Source organism: Pseudomonas sp. 1L-B-1-E-C1 (assembly GCF_057291835.1).
In genome coordinates, this window is the sequence record NZ_JBXAWN010000006.1 from 155,205 (window position 1) to 173,587 (window position 18,383).

Below are 18,383 nucleotides of genomic sequence, written 5' to 3' on the forward strand. Positions count from 1 at the left end.
AAGCCCCCCAGGCTAAAACGTATTAATGCGTGCTAATTCTTTCCTTGGCATCAGACTCGCGTTTTTCGTCCTTGGCAACTATCTCCGGAGCCACATCCGGCAAGGGCTCCGGCGCGTATTGCAGCGCAATTTGCAGGACCTCGTCAATCCATTTAACCGGTTTGATCTGCAGATCCTGCTTGATATTGTCAGGAATCTCCTTCAGATCGCGGACGTTTTCTTCCGGAATAATCACGATCTTGATTCCGCCGCGATGTGCCGCCAGCAGTTTTTCCTTCAAACCGCCGATTGCCAGCACCTGACCACGGAGAGTGATTTCGCCGGTCATGGCGACATCGGCACGCACTGGAATCCCGGTCAACGCCGATACCAGCGCCGTGCACATGCCCACGCCAGCGCTAGGGCCGTCTTTCGGCGTAGCACCTTCGGGCATATGAATGTGGGTGTCGCGCTTCTCGTGGAAGTCCAGCGGAATGCCCAGGCTCTTGGCGCGGCTGCGCACGACGGTCTGCGCGGCAGTGATCGATTCGACCATCACATCACCCAGCGAACCGGTCTTGATCAGTTGTCCTTTGCCCGGAATCACCGCGGCTTCGATGGTCAGCAATTCGCCACCAACCTGAGTCCACGCCAGGCCAGTAACCTGCCCCACCTGATCCTGCTGCTCGGCGAGACCGTAGCGGAACTTGCGCACGCCGAGGAAATGCTCGAGCAGATCAGCTGTCACTTTTACCGAGAAACGTTTTTCCAGTGCATGCTCTTTGACCGCCTTGCGGCAGACCTTGGCAATCTGCCGCTCAAGACCACGCACGCCCGCTTCACGGGTGTAGTAACGGATGATGTCGCGGATCGCTTCCTCGTCGAACTCCAGCTCGCCCTTCTTCAGACCATTGGCGGCGATCTGTTTTGGCGACAGGTATTTCACGGCGATGTTGATCTTCTCGTCTTCGGTGTAACCCGGCAGACGGATGACTTCCATCCGGTCCAGCAGGGCTGGCGGGATGTTCATCGAGTTCGAGGTGCACAGGAACATCACATCGGACAGGTCGTAATCGACTTCCAGATAGTGATCGTTGAAGTTGTGGTTCTGCTCCGGATCGAGCACTTCCAGCAATGCGGACGCCGGATCGCCACGCATGTCGCTGCCCATCTTGTCGATTTCATCGAGCAGGAACAGCGGGTTGCGAACGCCCACCTTTGTCATCTTTTGAATCAATCTTCCCGGCATCGAACCGATGTAGGTCCGGCGGTGACCACGGATTTCCGCTTCATCACGCACGCCGCCCAGGGCCATACGCACGAATTTGCGGTTGGTGGCATGAGCAATCGATTCCGCCAGCGAGGTTTTACCTACACCTGGAGGACCGACCAGGCACAACACCGGGCCACGGATCTTTTTCACGCGTTTTTGCACAGCGAGGTATTCAAGGATGCGTTCCTTGACCTCTTCGAGACCGTAGTGATCGGCGTCGAGAATGTCTTCTGCACGGGCCAGATCGAGGCGTACCTTGCTCTGCGCCTTCCACGGCACTTGCACCAGCCAGTCGATGTACGAGCGCACCACGGTGGCTTCAGCCGACATTGGCGACATCTGCTTGAGCTTGTTCAGCTCGGCGGTGGCTTTGGCCAGTGCGTCTTTCGGCAGGCCGGCCGCATCGATGCGTTTCTTCAGCTCTTCGATTTCGTTGTGACCTTCGTCACCGTCGCCGAGCTCTTTCTGAATGGCCTTCATCTGCTCGTTCAGGTAGTACTCGCGCTGACTGCGCTCCATCTGCTTCTTGACGCGACCGCGAATGCGTTTCTCGACCTGCAGCAGGTCGATTTCGGCATCCAGCAGCGCCAGCACGTGCTCGACACGGGCCGACAGATCGATGATCTCGAGGATTTCCTGCTTCTGCTCGATTTTCAGCGCCATGTGCGCGGCCATGGTGTCGACCAGACGACCCGGCTCATCGATACTGTTGAGTGACGACAGGACTTCAGCCGGGACTTTCTTGCCCAGCTGCACATATTGTTCGAACTGCGACAGCAGCGTGCGCACGAAGACTTCGGATTCGCGTTCGGCAGCGTCGACTTCTTCGATCAGCGAAACTTCGGCGCGGCAGTGGCCATCGACTTCGCTGAAGCGTTCGACGGTGCCACGCTGCTCGCCTTCGACCAGAACCTTGACGGTGCCATCAGGCAGCTTCAGCAACTGCAGAACCGTGGCAATCGTACCTACGCGATAGAGAGCGTCTTCACCGGGATCATCGTCAGCCGGGTTTCTCTGGGCCAGCAGCAGAATCTGCTTGTCACCCGTCATCGCTGCCTCGAGGGCTTCGATGGATTTCTCGCGCCCCACGAACAGCGGGATAACCATGTGCGGATAAACCACGACATCACGCAATGGCAGGAGAGGCAATTCGATGGTTGTCTTCATGATTTCGCCTCTACGGCGGCCATATGGCCGTAATCAGATGGAATTGAGCTTGAAACCAAGATGGGGGCTGCCTCGAAAAAAAACAAGCGTAAAGCGGAGGTAAAAAACGACTTAAAAAAAAAGAGGCCCGAAGGCCCCTTCTTTGTTGCGGCGCGGTGGACGCTTACGCGTCCGGCGCTGCCTTCGCCGCCGGCTCACTGTTTTCGTAGATATACAGTGGCTTGGACTTGCCTTCGATCACGCTTTCATCGATCACGACTTTGCTCACCTCGGACTGCGAGGGGATTTCATACATCGTGTCGAGCAGCACACCTTCGAGAATCGAACGCAGGCCACGGGCCCCGGTTTTACGTTCCAGGGCACGCTTGGCGACCGATTTCAGCGCGTCGGAACGGAATTCCAGATCCACGCCTTCCATCTCGAACAGCTTGGCATACTGTTTGGTCAGAGCATTTTTCGGCTCGGTGAGGATCTGCATCAGTGCAGCCTCGTCGAGCTCGTCCAGTGTCGCCAGGACCGGCAGACGACCGACGAACTCCGGGATCAGACCGAACTTGACCAGATCGTCAGGCTCGACTTCACGCAGGGATTCACCGACTTTCTTGCCTTCTTCCTTGCTGCGCACTTCGGCGTTGAAGCCGATGCCGCCTTTGGTGGAACGGTTCTGAATGACCTTTTCCAGGCCAGAGAACGCACCGCCGCAGATGAACAGGATGTTACGAGTGTCGACCTGCAGGAATTCCTGCTGCGGATGCTTGCGGCCACCTTGCGGCGGTACCGAAGCGACCGTGCCTTCGATCAACTTGAGCAAGGCCTGCTGCACGCCTTCACCGGAAACATCACGGGTGATCGACGGGTTGTCGGACTTGCGGGAAATCTTGTCGATTTCGTCGATGTAGACAATGCCCATCTGGGCTTTCTCTACGTCGTAATCGCACTTCTGCAGCAACTTCTGAATGATGTTCTCGACATCTTCACCTACGTAACCGGCCTCGGTGAGGGTGGTAGCGTCGGCGATGGTGAACGGAACGTTCAGCAAGCGGGCCAGTGTTTCGGCCAGCAGGGTTTTACCGGAGCCTGTCGGGCCGATCAGCAGGATGTTGCTCTTGCCGAGTTCGACGTCGTCAGCCTTTTTGTCACGCTGGTTCAGGCGCTTGTAGTGGTTGTACACCGCTACGGCCAAAACCTTTTTCGCACGTTCCTGACCAATGACGTACTGGTCAAGGATGCCGCTGATTTCTTTAGGCGAAGGCAATTTATGCGCGCTGCTTTCGGCCTGTGCTTCCTGCACCTCCTCGCGGATGATGTCATTGCACAGGTCGACGCACTCGTCGCAGATAAAGACCGAGGGGCCGGCAATCAATTTGCGCACTTCATGCTGGCTTTTGCCACAGAAGGAGCAATAGAGCAGCTTGCCGTTGTCCTCGCCGTTGCGGGTGTCAGTCATTCGTTCGATCCAAATCCGATAGGCTTGCAACACAAGATGAAGGCTATTGCGGGCTTTTTCAAGCCCGCCGCTGATCGGACATGCCGATCAGGCCTGTTTTGCGCTGCTTATATTAAGCTGGACGCTGATTGATCACTTCGTCGATCAGGCCGTATTCCTTCGCAGCTTCGGCACTCATGAAGTTGTCGCGGTTGGTATCGCGCTCGATTTCTTCCAGAGTACGGCCGCTGTGCTTGGCCATCAGCATGTTCAGACGCTCGCGGATGAAGAGGATTTCCTTGGCGTGGATTTCGATGTCCGACGCCTGGCCCTGGAAACCGCCCAGTGGCTGGTGAATCATCACGCGCGAGTTCGGCAGGCAGAAACGCTTGCCCGGAGCACCTGCGGTGAGCAGGAATGCGCCCATGCTGCAGGCCTGACCGATGCAGGTGGTCGACACGTTCGGCTTGATGAACTGCATGGTGTCGTAGATCGACATGCCTGCTGTCACCGAACCGCCCGGCGAGTTGATGTACAGATGGATGTCCTTGTCCGGGTTTTCCGCTTCAAGGAACAGCAGTTGCGCACAGATCAGGTTGGCCATGTAGTCCTCTACCGGGCCCACCAGAAAGATCACTCGCTCCTTGAGCAGGCGCGAGTAGATGTCGTAGGCGCGTTCGCCACGAGCGGACTGCTCGACAACCATCGGGACCAGGCCGCCAGCGGCCTGGATATCAGAGTTCTGCTGAATATAAGAATTACGGAACATGCTCTGCAGTCGCTCCCAAATAGTTATGTCTTGAATACGCATAAGCCAGCTCGAGAGCTGGCTTATGGTGTGCACTTCTAACGCAAAATCAATCAGTCGGCTGCTGGAGCTTCTACCGGCTTGACTGCTTCTTCGTAGGAGACCGATTTATCGGTCACACTAGCTTTCTGCAGAACAGTATCCACAACTTGCTCTTCCAGCACAACCGAACGCACTTCGTTCAGTTGCTGCTCGTTTTTGTAGTACCACGACACGACCTGCTCTGGCTCCTGGTAAGCGGAAGCCATTTCCTGAATCATTTCGCGAACGCGAGCTTCGTCAGGCTTGAGGTCGAACTGCTTGACCACTTCAGCAACGATCAGGCCCAGCACGACGCGACGCTTGGCTTGCTCTTCGAACAGCTCGGCCGGCAGTTGATCCGGCTTGATGTTGCCGCCGAATTGCTGAACAGCCTGCACGCGCAGACGGTCAACTTCGTTGGACAGCAGGGCCTTTGGCACTTCGATCGGGTTGGTGGCCAGCAGACCGTCCATTACCTGATTCTTGACCTTGGATTTGATCGCCTGACGCAGTTCACGCTCCATGTTCTTGCGAACTTCGGTGCGGAAACCGTCGATGCCGCTTTCCTTGATGCCGAATTGAGCGAAGAACTCTTCGTTCAGCTCAGGCAGCTTAGGCTCGGACACAGTGTTGACGGTCACGGTGAACTCGGCGGTTTTGCCAGCCAGGTCCAGGTTCTGATAGTCCTCAGGGAAGGTCAGGTTCAGAACGCGCTCTTCGCCAGCTTTAGCGCCAACCAGGCCTTCTTCGAAGCCCGGGATCATGCGGCCGGAACCCAGCACCAGCTGAGTGCCCTTGGCGGAACCGCCAGCAAACACTTCGCCGTCGACCTTGCCAACGAAATCGATGTTCAGCTGGTCTTCGTTCTGAGCAGCACGATCGGCCACTTCGAAACGAGTGTTCTGCTTGCGCAGGATGTCGAGCATCTTGTCCAGGTCAGCGTCAGCCACTTCAGCGCTCAGGCGCTCAACGGTGATGCCTTCGAAACCGGCAACGGTGAACTCAGGGAACACTTCGAATACGGCTACGTATTCCAGATCCTTGCCCGCTTCGAGGGATTTTGGCTCGATCGAAGGCGAACCGGCAGGGTTGAGCTTCTGCTCAACCACGGCTTCGTAGAACGAAGACTGGATCACGTCGCCTACCGCTTCCTGGCGCGCGTCAGCACCGAAACGGCGCTTGATTTCGCTCATTGGCACTCTGCCTGGACGGAAGCCAGCAATTTTGGCCTTTTGGGCAGTCTGCTGCAGACGCTTGTTGACCTGAGTCTCGATGCGTTCTGCCGGCACGGTGACGCTCATGCGGCGCTCGAGAGCAGTAGTATTTTCAACAGAAACTTGCATGGATATTCCTCGTTGCACAGACGTTAGCCGGCCGTTTCCGACCCCAGAATCAAGGGCATGCATTCTAGTGGGTCAAACTCAAGAAGTCACCCTACTGGAAACGGGTAAAAAAACAGCAGGCAATTTATAGGGAGCGCCGCACGAATGCCGCGCACTCCACAGGCGAATACAAGCGATCACGCCAGGGCTCTGCATCAACCCTTCTATATATAGAAGGGCAATCGATTGGCCCCAGACAGCTATCCCGGCAATTACCGGAACAGCGAGCAGCTCAGCCTCATCGGAACCTTTATATTCGATGAAGTGCCCTGCCCTGCGACCTGAAACCGACCAGGTCGGATTCCAAACCGCTAAAACAAAAAAGGCGCCAGACTGTTAAATCTGGCGCCTTTCGAAATATGGGGTGGACGATGGGGATCGAACCCACGACAACGGGAGTCACAATCCCGTGCTCTACCAACTGAGCTACGCCCACCATATTGCGTAACAAAAAAGCCAAACAACTTCTTTGTCGAAACTTCATCAGGCCCGAGGCGCAGATGAAGCTTTATTTGGTGCGGATGAAGAGACTCGAACTCTTACGCCTCGCGGCGCTGGAACCTAAATCCAGTGTGTCTACCAATTCCACCACATCCGCGGATGAAGCTTTTAAAGCAAAGGCGCCAGACCGTTAAATCTGGCGCCTTTCGAAATATGGGGTGGACGATGGGGATCGAACCCACGACAACGGGAGTCACAATCCCGTGCTCTACCAACTGAGCTACGCCCACCATATCGCGTTACTTGTGCCAAAGCTGCCTAATGGCGCACCCGGCAGGACTCGAACCTGCGACCATCCGCTTAGAAGGCGGATGCTCTATCCAGCTGAGCTACGGGCGCCTTGTTAATCTGTACTCTTAAAGGACTACAAACTAAGTGCTTTCCAGTGTCGCAGAACCTTGATTCCGCTTCACCTTCTTAACCAGTGCTAGGCTGTGCCCGACAAGTGCGACGAATAGTATAGAGGGCTCCAAAGGTCGTCAAATCCTTTTTGAAAAAAATTCATTTAATTAAAGGAGTTAGCGGAATTTGCTGACCAAGCGCCTTTGCCCTCACCGCTCGACATGCGAGAATGCGTTCTCATTTTTTCCCCTCTCGATGGTTAATCACGCGCAATGACTGCACAACTAATCGACGGCAAATCGATCGCCGCCAGCCTGCGCCAGCAGATCGCCCAACGAGTTGCCGAGCGTCGCCAGCAAGGCCTGCGCACCCCCGGCCTCGCGGTGATCCTGGTCGGCAGCGATCCTGCCTCTCAGGTTTATGTCTCGCACAAGCGTAAAGACTGTGAAGAGGTTGGCTTCCTCTCTCAAGCCTACGACCTGCCCTCCAACACCACTCAGGACGCCCTGACCGATCTGATCGATCGCCTCAATGACGATCCAGCCATCGACGGCATTCTGCTGCAGCTGCCTCTGCCAGAACACCTCGACGCATCCAGATTGCTGGAACGCATCCGCCCGGACAAAGACGTCGACGGTTTTCACCCCTACAACGTCGGCCGCCTGGCCCAGCGCATCCCGCTGCTGCGCCCCTGCACCCCGAAAGGCATCATGACCCTGCTGGAAAGCACTGGCGCTGATCTTTACGGGATGGACGCTGTGGTCGTGGGTGCCTCCAATATCGTCGGTCGCCCGATGGCCATGGAACTGCTGCTGGCCGGCTGCACCGTCACCGTGACCCACCGCTTCACCAAGGACCTGGCCGGTCACGTCGGTCGTGCCGATCTGGTGGTCGTTGCCGCCGGCAAGCCGGGCCTGGTCAAGGGCGAGTGGATCAAGGAAGGCGCGATCGTGATCGACGTCGGCATCAACCGTCAGGACGACGGCAAGCTGGTCGGTGACGTCGTCTACGAAACCGCCCTGCCACGCGCCGGCTGGATCACTCCGGTACCGGGCGGCGTCGGCCCGATGACCCGCGCCTGCCTGCTGGAAAACACCCTGTACGCGGCAGAAACCCTGCACGTCTGACCGGTTTTTTGAGCTGCACCGGAACCCCGCCTTGTGCGGGGTTCCGGTGCAGCTGGAAAAGCTGCGCCTCATTTTTTAATGCCAAGAAAAAATTAACCTAATTTGCGATTTAACAAGTTGTAGCAACTCCACCATTTGAGGGTCTTTCCACAACGCGTATGTTGACAAGTCAGTGCCAACGCCTTGCCATGAGGCTCGAGGGCGTTTCAGGCCTGAAGAAATGCAAGGAGGCTAGTTTGATCCCACAATGGAATGCCGAGGGAGTTTTACCTCCCATCAATATTGATGACCCGACAGGGTCTGACCGGGCTCCGTATTACGTGAGCCTCGAGCAGATGGTCGATAGGTTCGCGACCAGTCAAGACCGGTGTGATATTTTCGCAGGCTATCTCGCTCATCGCTCAGAGCTTCATAGAATGGGTTTGGACAGCGGATTTCAATGGCTGGATGGTAGCTTTACCGAAGACATCGAAATGCTTGAACACCGTGCTCCTCGAGATATTGATGTTGTTACCTTCACTGATGCTGGCGACGCATTTTTTGATGCACTCGGGGATGATGACGTCAACCTTCTTGGTGGCGACCGAGCTAACCTTAAGAAAGCGTTCAAGATCGACTTCTACATTCAGTCGTTGACTGATCCAGCCGAGTCATTGATCGCCATGACGACTTATTGGTACAGCATGTGGTCTCACAGGCGCACCGGACAATGGAAGGGTTTTTTGCGAGTTGATCTTTCGCCTGTACAGGATGAAGCTGCAAAGACCTTGCTCGCGACACGTCGGCAGGAGCTAGAAGATGGACAGATCTGAATATGCCCATAAAGCTGCAGAGCTCGGCTTTCTAGAAAAACAAGCTGCCGCTCCAGGCATCAGCAAGCTTACCCTGATGTCGGTACAGGCAAGGATAGAGCAGGCGCGGACGTTCTTGGAAGACAATGGCAAACATGCGTATCGCCCCGCCAAGGTCCGATTGACATACCGCGGCGCACCTGTGTGGGGAACCCATGGCGTACTGGCTGAATTTGGCGCTTCCGCTACTCAGGCATTCAGCGTTGCGATCACAGCAATCGCAGCATCGCTGTCAGGCTCATTGGCAGATAAGGGCCCTATCCCGAACCGGTTAGCCAATCAACTTTTAATTACCGGGCCAGCTCGCGGCTCCTTTGGGTTCGAGCTGGAAGAAATACCGGCGGAAAAGCAGCTTGATATAGAGGGCACCACGCCGGTATCGCAAGCAATCGAAATTCTTGCAGAGTTGCTCGAGGCGACGACTACAAGAAGTGACGAGGAGCTATCAGAACCAGTTTCCCGCTTGGCTGACAGGGCAATAGCTGCAGTATCGGATTTTCTCAACGAACTATCCGAAAACGATGCGTCCTGCGGAGTGGCAACCAGTACCCGCCGGTTTCAGTTTTCTGATGTTGAACAGGTGCGTCGCAGCAAAGCGCGGCTCAGCCGAGACAACATCAGAGAAGAAGACGAGACTTTTACAGGTTCGTTTGTGGGCGTCTTGCCTGATAAACGGATTTTCGAGTTCAAGACTACCGGAGGCGAGGTTTTGCACGGCAGAGTCTCAGCCGAAATTGACGGCCCAAACGTCATCAACAACCATCTGTACACCGAGGTGAGCATTCAAGTCACAGCAAGGAGAATAGGTTCTAGCAGCCCGAGGTATACGCTCAAAGCGCTTCCTTGGCGCTAGCTTAGGGGCCCGATGACCCGCGCCTGCCTGCTGGAAAACACCCTGTACGCGGCAGAAACCCTGCACGTCTGACCGGTTTTTTCCACCGCACCGGAACCCCGCCTTGTGCGGGGTTTTTCATGCCTGAGAAAAAACTCGAACCGTTCGCCGGAAACTGCTCTTTTTACAGGCCTTTTCACGAGATTTTCAGGTCTCTCAAACAACCATCGACAGTTCTTCAGCCATACTCCTAAAATGCGCCGGCTTTAAGAAATAACCCGTTACAAACTAACGGAATATCCAACCCTTATGAGTTCGCCCGCGTGAAAATTCGTCTCTCGATTCTGAGCCTGTTTTTTGCTGTGACAGGCACATTCATCACGCCAACGATCAACGCTGCGGAAACCACCGCTGTCCCACGTGACGCTTCGACTTTGAAGATCGCCTCCGGCAGCGCCCTGCTCATGGATATGCAGACCAATAAAGTCATTTATTCCAGCAACCCTGACGTGATCGTGCCGATCGCCTCTGTCAGCAAGCTGATGACTGGCCTGGTGGTGGTAGAAGCTCGACAGAACATGGACGAATGGATCGATGTCGATATCAGGAACACCCCGGAAATGAAGGGTGTGTTCTCCCGGGTCAAACTCAAGAGTGAGCTGCCGCGCCGCGAGATGCTACTGATCGCCTTGATGTCTTCGGAAAACCGCGCCGCCGCCAGCCTTGCGCATCACTACCCGGGCGGCTATGCAGCTTTTATTGCGGCGATGAACGCCAAGGCCAAAGCACTGGGAATGACCAGCACCCACTTCGTGGAACCGACCGGGCTGTCGGAGCGTAACGTTTCCACCGCCCGCGACCTGAGCAAATTGCTGGTGGCTGCGCACAAGCAGCCATTACTCGTGCAATTGACGACCACCAAGGAAAAAACCGTGGCGTTCCGCAAGCCCAACTACACCTTGGGCTTTCGCAATACCGATCATTTGGTCAACAAGGCCGATTGGGACATCAAGATCACCAAGACCGGCTTCACCAACCCGGCCGGCCATTGCCTGGTGCTGGTGACGAAGATGAGCAACCGGCCGGTCGCTCTGGTGATTCTCGATGCGTTTGGCAAATACACACACTTTGCCGATGCCAGTCGCATCCGCAGCTGGGTGGAAACCGGGCGCAGCGCCAATGTTCCTGCGGTGGCGCAGCAATATAAAGCCGACAAGAATCTCAAGAGTCGTCAGAGCGGCGTGGTCGAAGCGGCAAAGTAGATGTTCGCGAGCATGAAAAAGCCCCGAGTCTTCGGGGCTTTTTTTCGTCTGCGCATCAGTCGTTGGGCAGCGGCATCTTGTCATCATCGGGGATGCCATCGCCAGAGCTCGGCTCCGGCGAAGTGCCCGGAGTCAGCACGGTGGGCCGCGCCAGCGGGTCGCGCAGCGGACTGTCCGGATCCAGCACCGGATCAACTTCTGGCTCCGGCGTGGTCGGCACGCTTTCAGGTTTTTGGTCATCGAAGCTTGAATCGGTACTCATACGCACCTCACATCAAGGTTTCAGATCGGCTAACGGATCGTAGGGCTTGGCCGGTTTCTTCGGATCTTCGCCCGGCTCGACATCCAGCGGCGCCTTCGCCGGACCGACAGGGTCGACTTGCGGATCGTCGAGGTCCGGCGAATCCGGATCGAATCCCAGATCATCACCCGAGGAATGTGCGGACGAGTGCGGGCCTTTCGGGGTTGAGGAATCTGCCATGTTGCCTCCTTGATTCACCCGCGAAGCACGGGTACTGATCTTCAGAGGCCTGCCGGGCGCAGTCGTGCCCGGCAGATGACGAACGGAACCCTACTGCGCCGCCAGAGCTTTTCTCGCTTGCGCCGCAGCGTTTTCTTCACCGGCCTGCGCCAGTTCATCGGCGGCTTTCAGCCAACGGGAGCGGTCGACGGATGCCGGAATCTGCGACGGTTTCTGGATGAGGATTGCCCAGCCACCGGCCTTTTCGAACGCTGATTCAAAGCTGCCGAAGTCCATCAACTGCCGACGATTCATGCCGGCGCGCAGCAGGACCTTCTGTTTATTGCGGTCGTAGCCGGAGAGGATCGCATAACGCGGCTCGGCCCAGAATGCCGAACCCTCACTGAAACGCACCATGACCGGGTAGCCGGCAGCAACCTGCGTCAATAACGCGGGCAGTTTGCTGTCGAGCGGATAGACCACCAGGCCATATTCGCGAGCGAGGTTCTGCATGTTTTGCTCTAGCTTGTCTTCAGCGCCTGGCAAGTGCAGCGGCTTTACCAAAAGTCCTGGAGTAATCACGATGCCTTGTTGCGACAGCAGACTGGCCAGCACCTGTGGCCCGCTCTGATTGGCTTCACCCCGATAAAAAGTGCCGCTGAGCTCAACCCGCTCCGGCAAGCGTTTGACTTGCGGCGCCACATTGCCTGCACACCCAGCCATCGCCACCACGCAAACGCCGACCAGCAGCGCCCCACGCACCCGAGAAAATACTTGCACCATCGTCACTCTCTTCCAGACGCCGGTCATCGTGTTCCGGCAACGCCAGCGATCATAGAGCCGCACCTCCTCGCGGTATAGCCTTAAACCGCAGACCCCGCGATTGCATAGAGCAAACTGATTGGTCACTAACGACCTTTGGTCAATAGCTTGAAACACCCCATTGACTAGACTGTCACTGGAATAGAGCGAATTGCGAAAAGCGAGCGCCCGACGCAGGGCGAAGAGGAGGCACCAATGAGCCTGACCATGACCATCGTGATGTTGATAGCCGGCTGGCTGGCCGTGGCGACTGCCATGTTATGGGGCGTATTGCGGATTTCCCGGCGGCATCATCATCCGGTGCAGACGCCATCGGTTGAGAAGACAGAAAAGCATGCCGGACGGCACGTTGCCGCGCACTGAAGATCGAAAGCCCCTCACCCTAGCCCTCTCCCGGAGGGAGAGGGCACCTACCGTGTTGTTCTTTTGAATGACGCCGACCTGAATCATCGAGCCGAACTCAGACTTTGAAAAGCCCCCAATCGGCTCCCTCTCCCTCGGGAGAGGGCTGGGGTGAGGGGCTGGTTCTCAAACACACGGCGAACATCAACGCGAAAAAAAACCGCCTGGACTCAACAAGCCCAGGCGGTTTTTGTGTTGTCAGCGATTACGCTTGCTGAGCAACCTTCTTCTGCTTCGCCCGGCGCGACATCATGTTCAATACCTCTATACCGGCCGAGAACGCCATGGCCGCGTACACATAACCCTTCGGTACATGGGCGCCGAAGCCTTCGGCGATCAGCGTCATGCCGATCATGATCAGGAAGCCCAGCGCCAGCATGACCACGGTCGGGTTGTCGTTGATGAACTTGGCCAGCGGATCAGCCGCGAGCAGCATCACCAGTACCGACACCACCACCGCGATGATCATGATCGGCAAGTGTTCGGTCATGCCGACAGCGGTAATGATGCTGTCGATCGAGAACACCATGTCGAGCATGAGGATCTGACCGATAGCCGCGGCAAAACCGAGGGTCACGGTCGAAGTCGCGGTCTTCGGATCTTCCGGCGCCGGGTCCATGCTGTGGTGGATCTCGGTCGTGGCTTTCCAGACCAGGAACAGGCCACCGGCGATGAGGATCATGTCCTTCCAGGAGAACGCATGGCCGAGGATTTCGATCACCGGCTCGGTCAACTGAACGATGAAGGCGATGGTGCTCAACAGGGCCAGACGCAGGATCAGGGCCATGCCGATACCGATACGACGCGCCTTCTGCCGATGCTGTTCGGGCAGTTTGTTGGTCAGGATCGAGATAAAGATCAGGTTATCGATGCCGAGCACGATTTCCATCACCACCAATGTGGCCAAAGCAACCCAAGCGGTCGGGCTGGCGGCGAGTTCTAACAGATATTCCATGGGTCAGTCCTGACTCTGTGTAAGACGGTTCAGATGGTCTCGGAGGAAGATTCGGATTCTTCCGCTTGTTTTTCCGGTGTTTCTTTTTTCTGGATCAAGCCACCGGTAGCATCGCTGAGCGCTTGCTCGGCGGCCTTGTGGGTGTCGTCGATCGCTTGCTTGGCGGTCTCAGCCGCCGCGCCCATCAATTGCTGCGCGCTTTTCTCGGCCTGATCGCAACCGGCCAGAACCAGTAAAGACGCAAACATCAATGCGGGAAATGTGTATTTCATAAGGTTTCCTTCGAATGAGCAGACAGGCGCAGACACCGGCCGTCGATGGCTGGGCATTCTAGGCAGGTGAACACTTCAGGAAAATTCGTATTTTTAGCGGCTATACTTCGATTTTCACGAAGTGGCGACCGATATGCTCAATTACCGACAGCTGCATTACTTCTGGGTCGTGGCCAAGACCGGCAGCATCGTCCGCGCCTGCGAGCAGCTGAACCTGACGCCACAGACCATCAGCGGGCAGATTTCACTGCTTGAACAAACCTATGGCGTGGAACTGTTTCGCCGGGTTGGCCGCCAGCTGGAGCTCACCGAAGCCGGGCGCCAGGCCCTGCCCTACGCCGAGCAAATGTTTCAGTTGGGCGGCGAGCTGGAGCTGATGCTGCGCGCGCAACCGAACGAGCAGCAGATCCTGTTCCGTGTCGGGGTGGCCGACGTGGTGCCGAAATCCATCGTCTATCGCCTGATCGCGCCGACCATGGAGCTGAGCGAGCCGCTGCGCATCACCTGTCGCGAAGACAAACTCGAACGCCTGCTCGCTGATCTGGCGATCCAGCGTCTGGACCTGGTGATTTCCGACAGCCCAATGCCTTCGCATCTGGACATCAAAGGCTACAGCCAGAAACTCGGTGAATGCGGTATCAGCTTTTTCGCCACCGCCGAACTCGCCGCACAGTATGGCCAGGACTTTCCGCGCAGCCTGCACGGCGCGCCGCTGTTGATTCCCGGGGCGGAAACCGTGGTGCGCAGTCGCTTGCAGCGCTGGTTTGCCGAGCAGCAGATCCAGCCGCAGATTGTCGGCGAGTTCGATGACAGTGCTTTGATGCAGGCCTTCGGCCAATCCGGCAGCGGGATCTTTATCGGCCCGAGCGTGATTGCCGAGGAAGTGAAGCGCCAATATGGCGTCGAGCTGATCGGCCAGACCGATGCGGTGAGCGAGTCGTTCTACGCTATTTCGGTGGAACGCAAGGTCAAGCACCCTGGCATCGTTGCGATTACCGAAGGTGCCCGACGCGAGCTGTTTACCGGATTATGAAGCGCAGGCTTCACGCGGCTTCAGTGTCATCAGCACCATGGCGAGGAACACCGACAGCAGGATGAAGCCGGCAGCGGCGAAGCCGAGAAAGCCCAGACCGGCGCTGTCGATCACCCGGCCGCCGACCATCGCGCCCAGGCCGATACCGAGGTTGGCCCCGGCGATGTTCAGCGACGCAGCAAAGGCCGGCGCTTCTGGCGCGGCTTTCATCAGGCGCACATGGCTGACCAGGAACAGCGCGGCCTGGGTTACGCCCCAGATGCCCATCGCCACTGCCAGGCCGACGGGCGAATGAATGTTCGGCACCAGCGAGACCATGCCGGCGATCATGAACGCACAGAACAACACCGACGCCCCCAGCGGATGCCGATCCACCGCACGCCCACCGAGCGAGTTGCCGATCAGGCCGACTGCGCCGAAGGCCATCAGGCACCAACCGACCACAGTACCGTTGAAACCGGCGAGGCGTTCGAGGATGTCGGCGAGGTAGGTGTAAGCGGTGAACATGCCGCTGAACACCAGGATCGACAGGACGATATGGCCGATCATCAGCGGGCTGCGCAGGATCTTGAATTGCGAACGGAAGCTGACCTGATGCTGGTGCAGACTGGTTTTCGGCAGATAGACGAACAGCAGCAAGGCTTTGGCAAAGGCGATCAGCGCCAGAATGCCAAACGCGCTGCGCCAGCCGAACGCGTCGGAAATCAACGTGCCGACAGGTATGCCGAACACCGTGGCGCAGACAATACCGAAGCCGATCTTGGCAATCGCCCGACCAGCGAAATCCGGACCGACGATGTCCACCGCCGTCTCGCTGGCCAAGGCCCAGAACACCGGCAAACCCAGCGCCGGGATCAAGCGGGCGATGGCCATCACCCAGATGTTCGGCGCCAGCGCAGCCACGGTGTTGGCCAGGCCGAACATGATCAGAATGCTGATAAACAGTTTGCGACGTTCGAAACGGGCGAAATACGCGGTCAGGAACGGGCCGAACAGCGCCACGGTAAAGGCGAACAAGGTCACCAGCAGCCCGGCTTGCGGGATGGTGACTTCGAGGTCTCGGGCAATTGCCGGCAACAGGCCGACAATGACGAATTCCGTGGTCAGCACCGTGAATCCCGCGGCAGACAACAGAAGAATAGGCAACAGCATGCGCAACTCCAGCAAAACGACGACACCAGCGTTGACCCGAGGGCCCGCTGGCAGAACTTGAAAATGAGGATGGCGAATCTTAGCAGAGTGTGTCCGCACTGAGTTGCCCAAAACTGCCGATCTGCCCGCTCGATCCGGTGGCAGATCGTCACAGGCCTGAAGGTTGGCGCCTACGCTGTGATAAAGTCCGCGCCCTGAAAATCGCACAGCTGTTCAACGTGCCGTTTGGCGGCGTTGATGTCACTTCGACAGGCGTTTCGTGACTGCCCACGACGCTTCGCACCCTATAAAAAACAGAGATGCCGTTATGACCGCTTCGTCCCCTTCTCTTTTGCAACGCCTGAAAAACCTCAGTCTGGTCAGCCAGATCGTCATCGGCCTGATCGCCGGCATCGCCCTGGCGCTGTTCGCCCCGGAAGCGGCGAAGTCCACCGCGTTCATCGGCAAGGTGTTCGTCTCGGCGTTGAAAGCCGTGGCGCCGATTCTGGTGTTCGTGCTGGTGATGGCTTCGATCGCCAACCATAAGCACGGCCAGGAAACCCACATCCGGCCGATCCTGTTCCTTTATCTGCTGGGCACTTTCGCCGCAGCGGTGGTGGCCGTGGTTGCCAGCATGAGCTTTCCGTCGAATCTGGTGCTGTCGACGGAAAACGTTGCGGTCACCGCGCCCGGCGGCATCACCGAGGTCCTGCAAAGCCTGCTGCTGAGCGTTGTCGACAACCCGGTCAGCGCGCTGATGAATGCCAACTTCATCGGCATTCTCGCCTGGGCGATCGGCATGGGCATCGCCATTCGCCACGCCGGCGATACCACCCGCGAAGTGCTCGATGATCTGTCCAACGGCGTGACCCTGATCGTGCGCGTGGTGATCCGCTTCGCGCCGCTGGGCATCTTCGGCCTGGTAGCGTCGACGCTGGCCACTTCCGGTTTCGGCGCGCTGCTCGGCTATGCGCACCTGCTGGCGGTGCTGCTGGGCTGCATGCTGTTCGTTGCGCTGGTGATGAACCCGCTGATCGTGTTCTGGAAGCTGCGCCGCAACCCGTACCCGCTTACCCTGATGTGCCTGCGCGAAAGCGGCATCACCGCATTCTTCACCCGCAGCTCGGCGGCAAACATTCCGGTTAACCTGGAATTGAGCAAGCGCCTGGGCCTGCATGAAGACACCTACTCGGTATCGATCCCGCTCGGCGCCACCATCAACATGGCCGGCGCGGCGATCACCATCACCGTGCTGACCCTGGCGGCCGTGCACACCTTGGGCATCGCCGTGGACATCCCGACCGCGATCCTGCTCAGCGTCGTCGCAGCGATCTGCGCCTGCGGCGCTTCGGGTGTGGCCGGTGGTTCGCTGCTGCTGATTCCATTGGCGTGCAGCCTGTTCGGCATCCCGAGCGAGATCGCCATGCAGGTGGTAGCGGTGGGCTTCATTATTGGCGTGCTGCAGGATTCGGCGGAGACCGCGCTGAACTCCTCGACAGATGTACTGTTTACCGCGGCGGCTTGCCTGGGCGAGGAAGAGAAGGCTCAGCGTACGGCGTAATTTCTCGCGCAACGAAAAGCCCGCCTTGGTGTGAATCTTGGCGGGCTTTTTTGTGGCTGGAATCTACCCCCTCACCCCAGCCCTCTCCCCCAAGGGGGCGAGGGGGAAAGGGAGCCGATCTGTGTCGTTTTCACACCTGAGTTCGGCTTGATAGCTCACGTCAGCGTATCTCGGGCAAACACCACGGTCAGTCCCCTCTCCCTCCGGGAGAGGGTTAGGGTGAGGGGCTTTTGCAGGCTTAGAACGCGCCCATGTAATCGCGCTTGCCCACTTCAACGCCGTTATGACGCAGCAGCGCATAGGTGGTGGTGACGTGGAAGAAGAACTGCGGCAAGCCGTAAGTCAGCAGATACGCCTGACCACTGAAGCGCTTCTCTTTCGGCGTGCCCGGACGGGTCACGATTTCGATACCTTCCTTGCCGTCGATCTGCTCTGGCTTGATCTCGCCGATGAAGGCCAGAACCTTGGCAATCAGCGCTTGCAGCTCGGCGAAAGTGGTTTCAGTGTCGTCGTACTTCGGCAGTTCGACTTCCGCCAGACGCGCCGACACGCCTTTGGCGAAATCCACAGCGATCTGCACCTGACGCACCAGCGGGAACATGTCCGGGTACAGACGCGCTTGCAGGAAGGCGCTCTGGTCGATGTTTTTCGCGCTGGCGTGGGCTTCAGCCTTCTTCAGCACATCGCTCAGGGCGTTGAGCATTTGTTGAAAAACCGGGACGGATGCGGCGTACAGTGAAATGGTCATGGCAGTCTCATGTGATGGCTGGGTAATA

Annotated in this window: 18 protein-coding genes and 4 tRNA genes; 7 read left to right on the forward strand and 15 right to left on the reverse strand. The window is 57.5% G+C overall.

What is annotated here, in order from left to right; all coding sequences use genetic code 11:
* Positions 1-22: 22 nt before the first annotated feature.
* From lon to AC0Z4S_RS12550, 8 genes are all read right to left on the reverse strand, one after another.
* Entirely contained in the window at positions 23-2,419 is a 2,397-nt protein-coding gene (gene lon / locus AC0Z4S_RS12515; RefSeq protein ID WP_016775334.1) for an endopeptidase La, read from the reverse strand.
* A gap of 163 nt (positions 2,420-2,582) precedes the next feature.
* Positions 2,583-3,866, reverse strand: a complete 1,284-nt coding sequence (gene clpX, locus AC0Z4S_RS12520; protein ID WP_007951558.1) for an ATP-dependent Clp protease ATP-binding subunit ClpX — start codon at positions 3,864-3,866, stop codon at positions 2,583-2,585.
* A 112-nt stretch (positions 3,867-3,978) separates the two neighbouring features.
* Positions 3,979-4,614 (reverse strand): ATP-dependent Clp endopeptidase proteolytic subunit ClpP, encoded by a 636-nt coding sequence (gene clpP / locus AC0Z4S_RS12525; protein WP_016775336.1) that lies wholly within the window; start codon positions 4,612-4,614, stop codon positions 3,979-3,981.
* Between the two features lie 92 nt (positions 4,615-4,706).
* On the reverse strand, positions 4,707-6,017 hold the full coding sequence (gene tig / locus AC0Z4S_RS12530) for a trigger factor (protein WP_485623221.1): 1,311 nt from the start codon (positions 6,015-6,017) through the stop codon (positions 4,707-4,709).
* Positions 6,018-6,416: 399 nt separating this feature from the next.
* A tRNA-His gene (locus AC0Z4S_RS12535) sits at positions 6,417-6,492 on the reverse strand.
* Between the two features lie 77 nt (positions 6,493-6,569).
* Positions 6,570-6,654: transfer RNA gene (locus AC0Z4S_RS12540), tRNA-Leu, on the reverse strand.
* A 57-nt stretch (positions 6,655-6,711) separates the two neighbouring features.
* Positions 6,712-6,787, reverse strand: a tRNA-His gene (locus AC0Z4S_RS12545).
* Positions 6,788-6,819: 32 nt separating this feature from the next.
* Positions 6,820-6,896, reverse strand: a tRNA-Arg gene (locus tag AC0Z4S_RS12550).
* 275 nt (positions 6,897-7,171) lie between these two features.
* Between AC0Z4S_RS12550 and folD the strand changes: the two genes are divergently transcribed.
* The 4 genes from folD (at position 7,172) to pbpG (ending at position 10,971) form a co-directional block, all read left to right on the forward strand.
* Positions 7,172-8,026, forward strand: a complete 855-nt coding sequence (gene folD / locus AC0Z4S_RS12555; protein WP_485623222.1) for a bifunctional methylenetetrahydrofolate dehydrogenase/methenyltetrahydrofolate cyclohydrolase FolD — start codon at positions 7,172-7,174, stop codon at positions 8,024-8,026.
* A gap of 236 nt (positions 8,027-8,262) precedes the next feature.
* The gene (locus tag AC0Z4S_RS12560) at positions 8,263-8,838 is read left to right on the forward strand and encodes a DUF6932 family protein (RefSeq protein WP_471879646.1); all 576 of its coding nucleotides are present in this window, start codon (positions 8,263-8,265) and stop codon (positions 8,836-8,838) included.
* Entirely contained in the window at positions 8,825-9,730 is a 906-nt protein-coding gene (locus AC0Z4S_RS12565; protein WP_485623223.1) for a hypothetical protein, read from the forward strand. Before AC0Z4S_RS12560 ends, AC0Z4S_RS12565 begins: the two co-directional genes overlap by 14 nt.
* 302 nt (positions 9,731-10,032) lie before the next feature.
* Positions 10,033-10,971 carry a D-alanyl-D-alanine endopeptidase gene (gene pbpG / locus AC0Z4S_RS12570; RefSeq protein ID WP_253503480.1) on the forward strand — a complete coding sequence of 313 codons (939 nt, stop codon included), beginning with the start codon at positions 10,033-10,035 and terminating at the stop codon, positions 10,969-10,971.
* A 55-nt stretch (positions 10,972-11,026) separates the two neighbouring features.
* Here the strand turns inward: pbpG and AC0Z4S_RS12575 are convergent, their stop codons facing one another.
* The 3 genes from AC0Z4S_RS12575 to AC0Z4S_RS12585 form a co-directional block, all read right to left on the reverse strand.
* A complete protein-coding gene (locus AC0Z4S_RS12575) occupies positions 11,027-11,233 on the reverse strand; it encodes a hypothetical protein (protein ID WP_485623224.1) in 207 nt (68 codons plus the stop codon).
* 12 nt (positions 11,234-11,245) lie between these two features.
* Complete coding sequence (locus AC0Z4S_RS12580) at positions 11,246-11,452, reverse strand: DUF6021 family protein (RefSeq protein WP_485623225.1); 207 nt, start codon at positions 11,450-11,452, stop codon at positions 11,246-11,248.
* Positions 11,453-11,542: 90 nt separating this feature from the next.
* Positions 11,543-12,214 (reverse strand): peptidase C39 family protein, encoded by a 672-nt coding sequence (locus AC0Z4S_RS12585; protein ID WP_485623226.1) that lies wholly within the window; start codon positions 12,212-12,214, stop codon positions 11,543-11,545.
* Between the two features lie 234 nt (positions 12,215-12,448).
* Here AC0Z4S_RS12585 and AC0Z4S_RS12590 point away from each other — a divergent pair, with 234 nt between their 5' ends.
* Positions 12,449-12,616 (forward strand): hypothetical protein, encoded by a 168-nt coding sequence (locus AC0Z4S_RS12590; RefSeq protein ID WP_485623227.1) that lies wholly within the window; start codon positions 12,449-12,451, stop codon positions 12,614-12,616.
* Between the two features lie 244 nt (positions 12,617-12,860).
* On the opposite strand, the gene AC0Z4S_RS12595 is transcribed toward AC0Z4S_RS12590, so the two are convergent.
* Positions 12,861-13,610 carry a TerC family protein gene (locus tag AC0Z4S_RS12595; RefSeq protein WP_042609161.1) on the reverse strand — a complete coding sequence of 250 codons (750 nt, stop codon included), beginning with the start codon at positions 13,608-13,610 and terminating at the stop codon, positions 12,861-12,863.
* Between the two features lie 29 nt (positions 13,611-13,639).
* On the reverse strand, positions 13,640-13,882 hold the full coding sequence (locus AC0Z4S_RS12600) for a hypothetical protein (RefSeq protein WP_252874802.1): 243 nt from the start codon (positions 13,880-13,882) through the stop codon (positions 13,640-13,642).
* Positions 13,883-14,015: 133 nt separating this feature from the next.
* On the opposite strand from AC0Z4S_RS12600, the gene nhaR reads away from it, so the two are divergent.
* On the forward strand, positions 14,016-14,915 hold the full coding sequence (nhaR, locus tag AC0Z4S_RS12605; protein ID WP_016775345.1) for a transcriptional activator NhaR: 900 nt from the start codon (positions 14,016-14,018) through the stop codon (positions 14,913-14,915).
* Here nhaR and AC0Z4S_RS12610 read toward each other — a convergent pair.
* A complete protein-coding gene (locus AC0Z4S_RS12610) occupies positions 14,910-16,067 on the reverse strand; it encodes an MFS transporter (RefSeq protein ID WP_471879639.1) in 1,158 nt (385 codons plus the stop codon). The two genes, nhaR and AC0Z4S_RS12610, sit on opposite strands and share 6 nt — an antisense overlap.
* Positions 16,068-16,374: 307 nt before the next feature.
* On the opposite strand from AC0Z4S_RS12610, the gene sstT reads away from it, so the two are divergent.
* On the forward strand, positions 16,375-17,607 hold the full coding sequence (gene sstT / locus AC0Z4S_RS12615; RefSeq protein ID WP_253503492.1) for a serine/threonine transporter SstT: 1,233 nt from the start codon (positions 16,375-16,377) through the stop codon (positions 17,605-17,607).
* A gap of 238 nt (positions 17,608-17,845) precedes the next feature.
* On the opposite strand, the gene AC0Z4S_RS12620 is transcribed toward sstT, so the two are convergent.
* Positions 17,846-18,355 (reverse strand): DUF1993 domain-containing protein, encoded by a 510-nt coding sequence (locus AC0Z4S_RS12620; RefSeq protein WP_253503494.1) that lies wholly within the window; start codon positions 18,353-18,355, stop codon positions 17,846-17,848.
* Positions 18,356-18,383 lie beyond the last annotated feature (28 nt).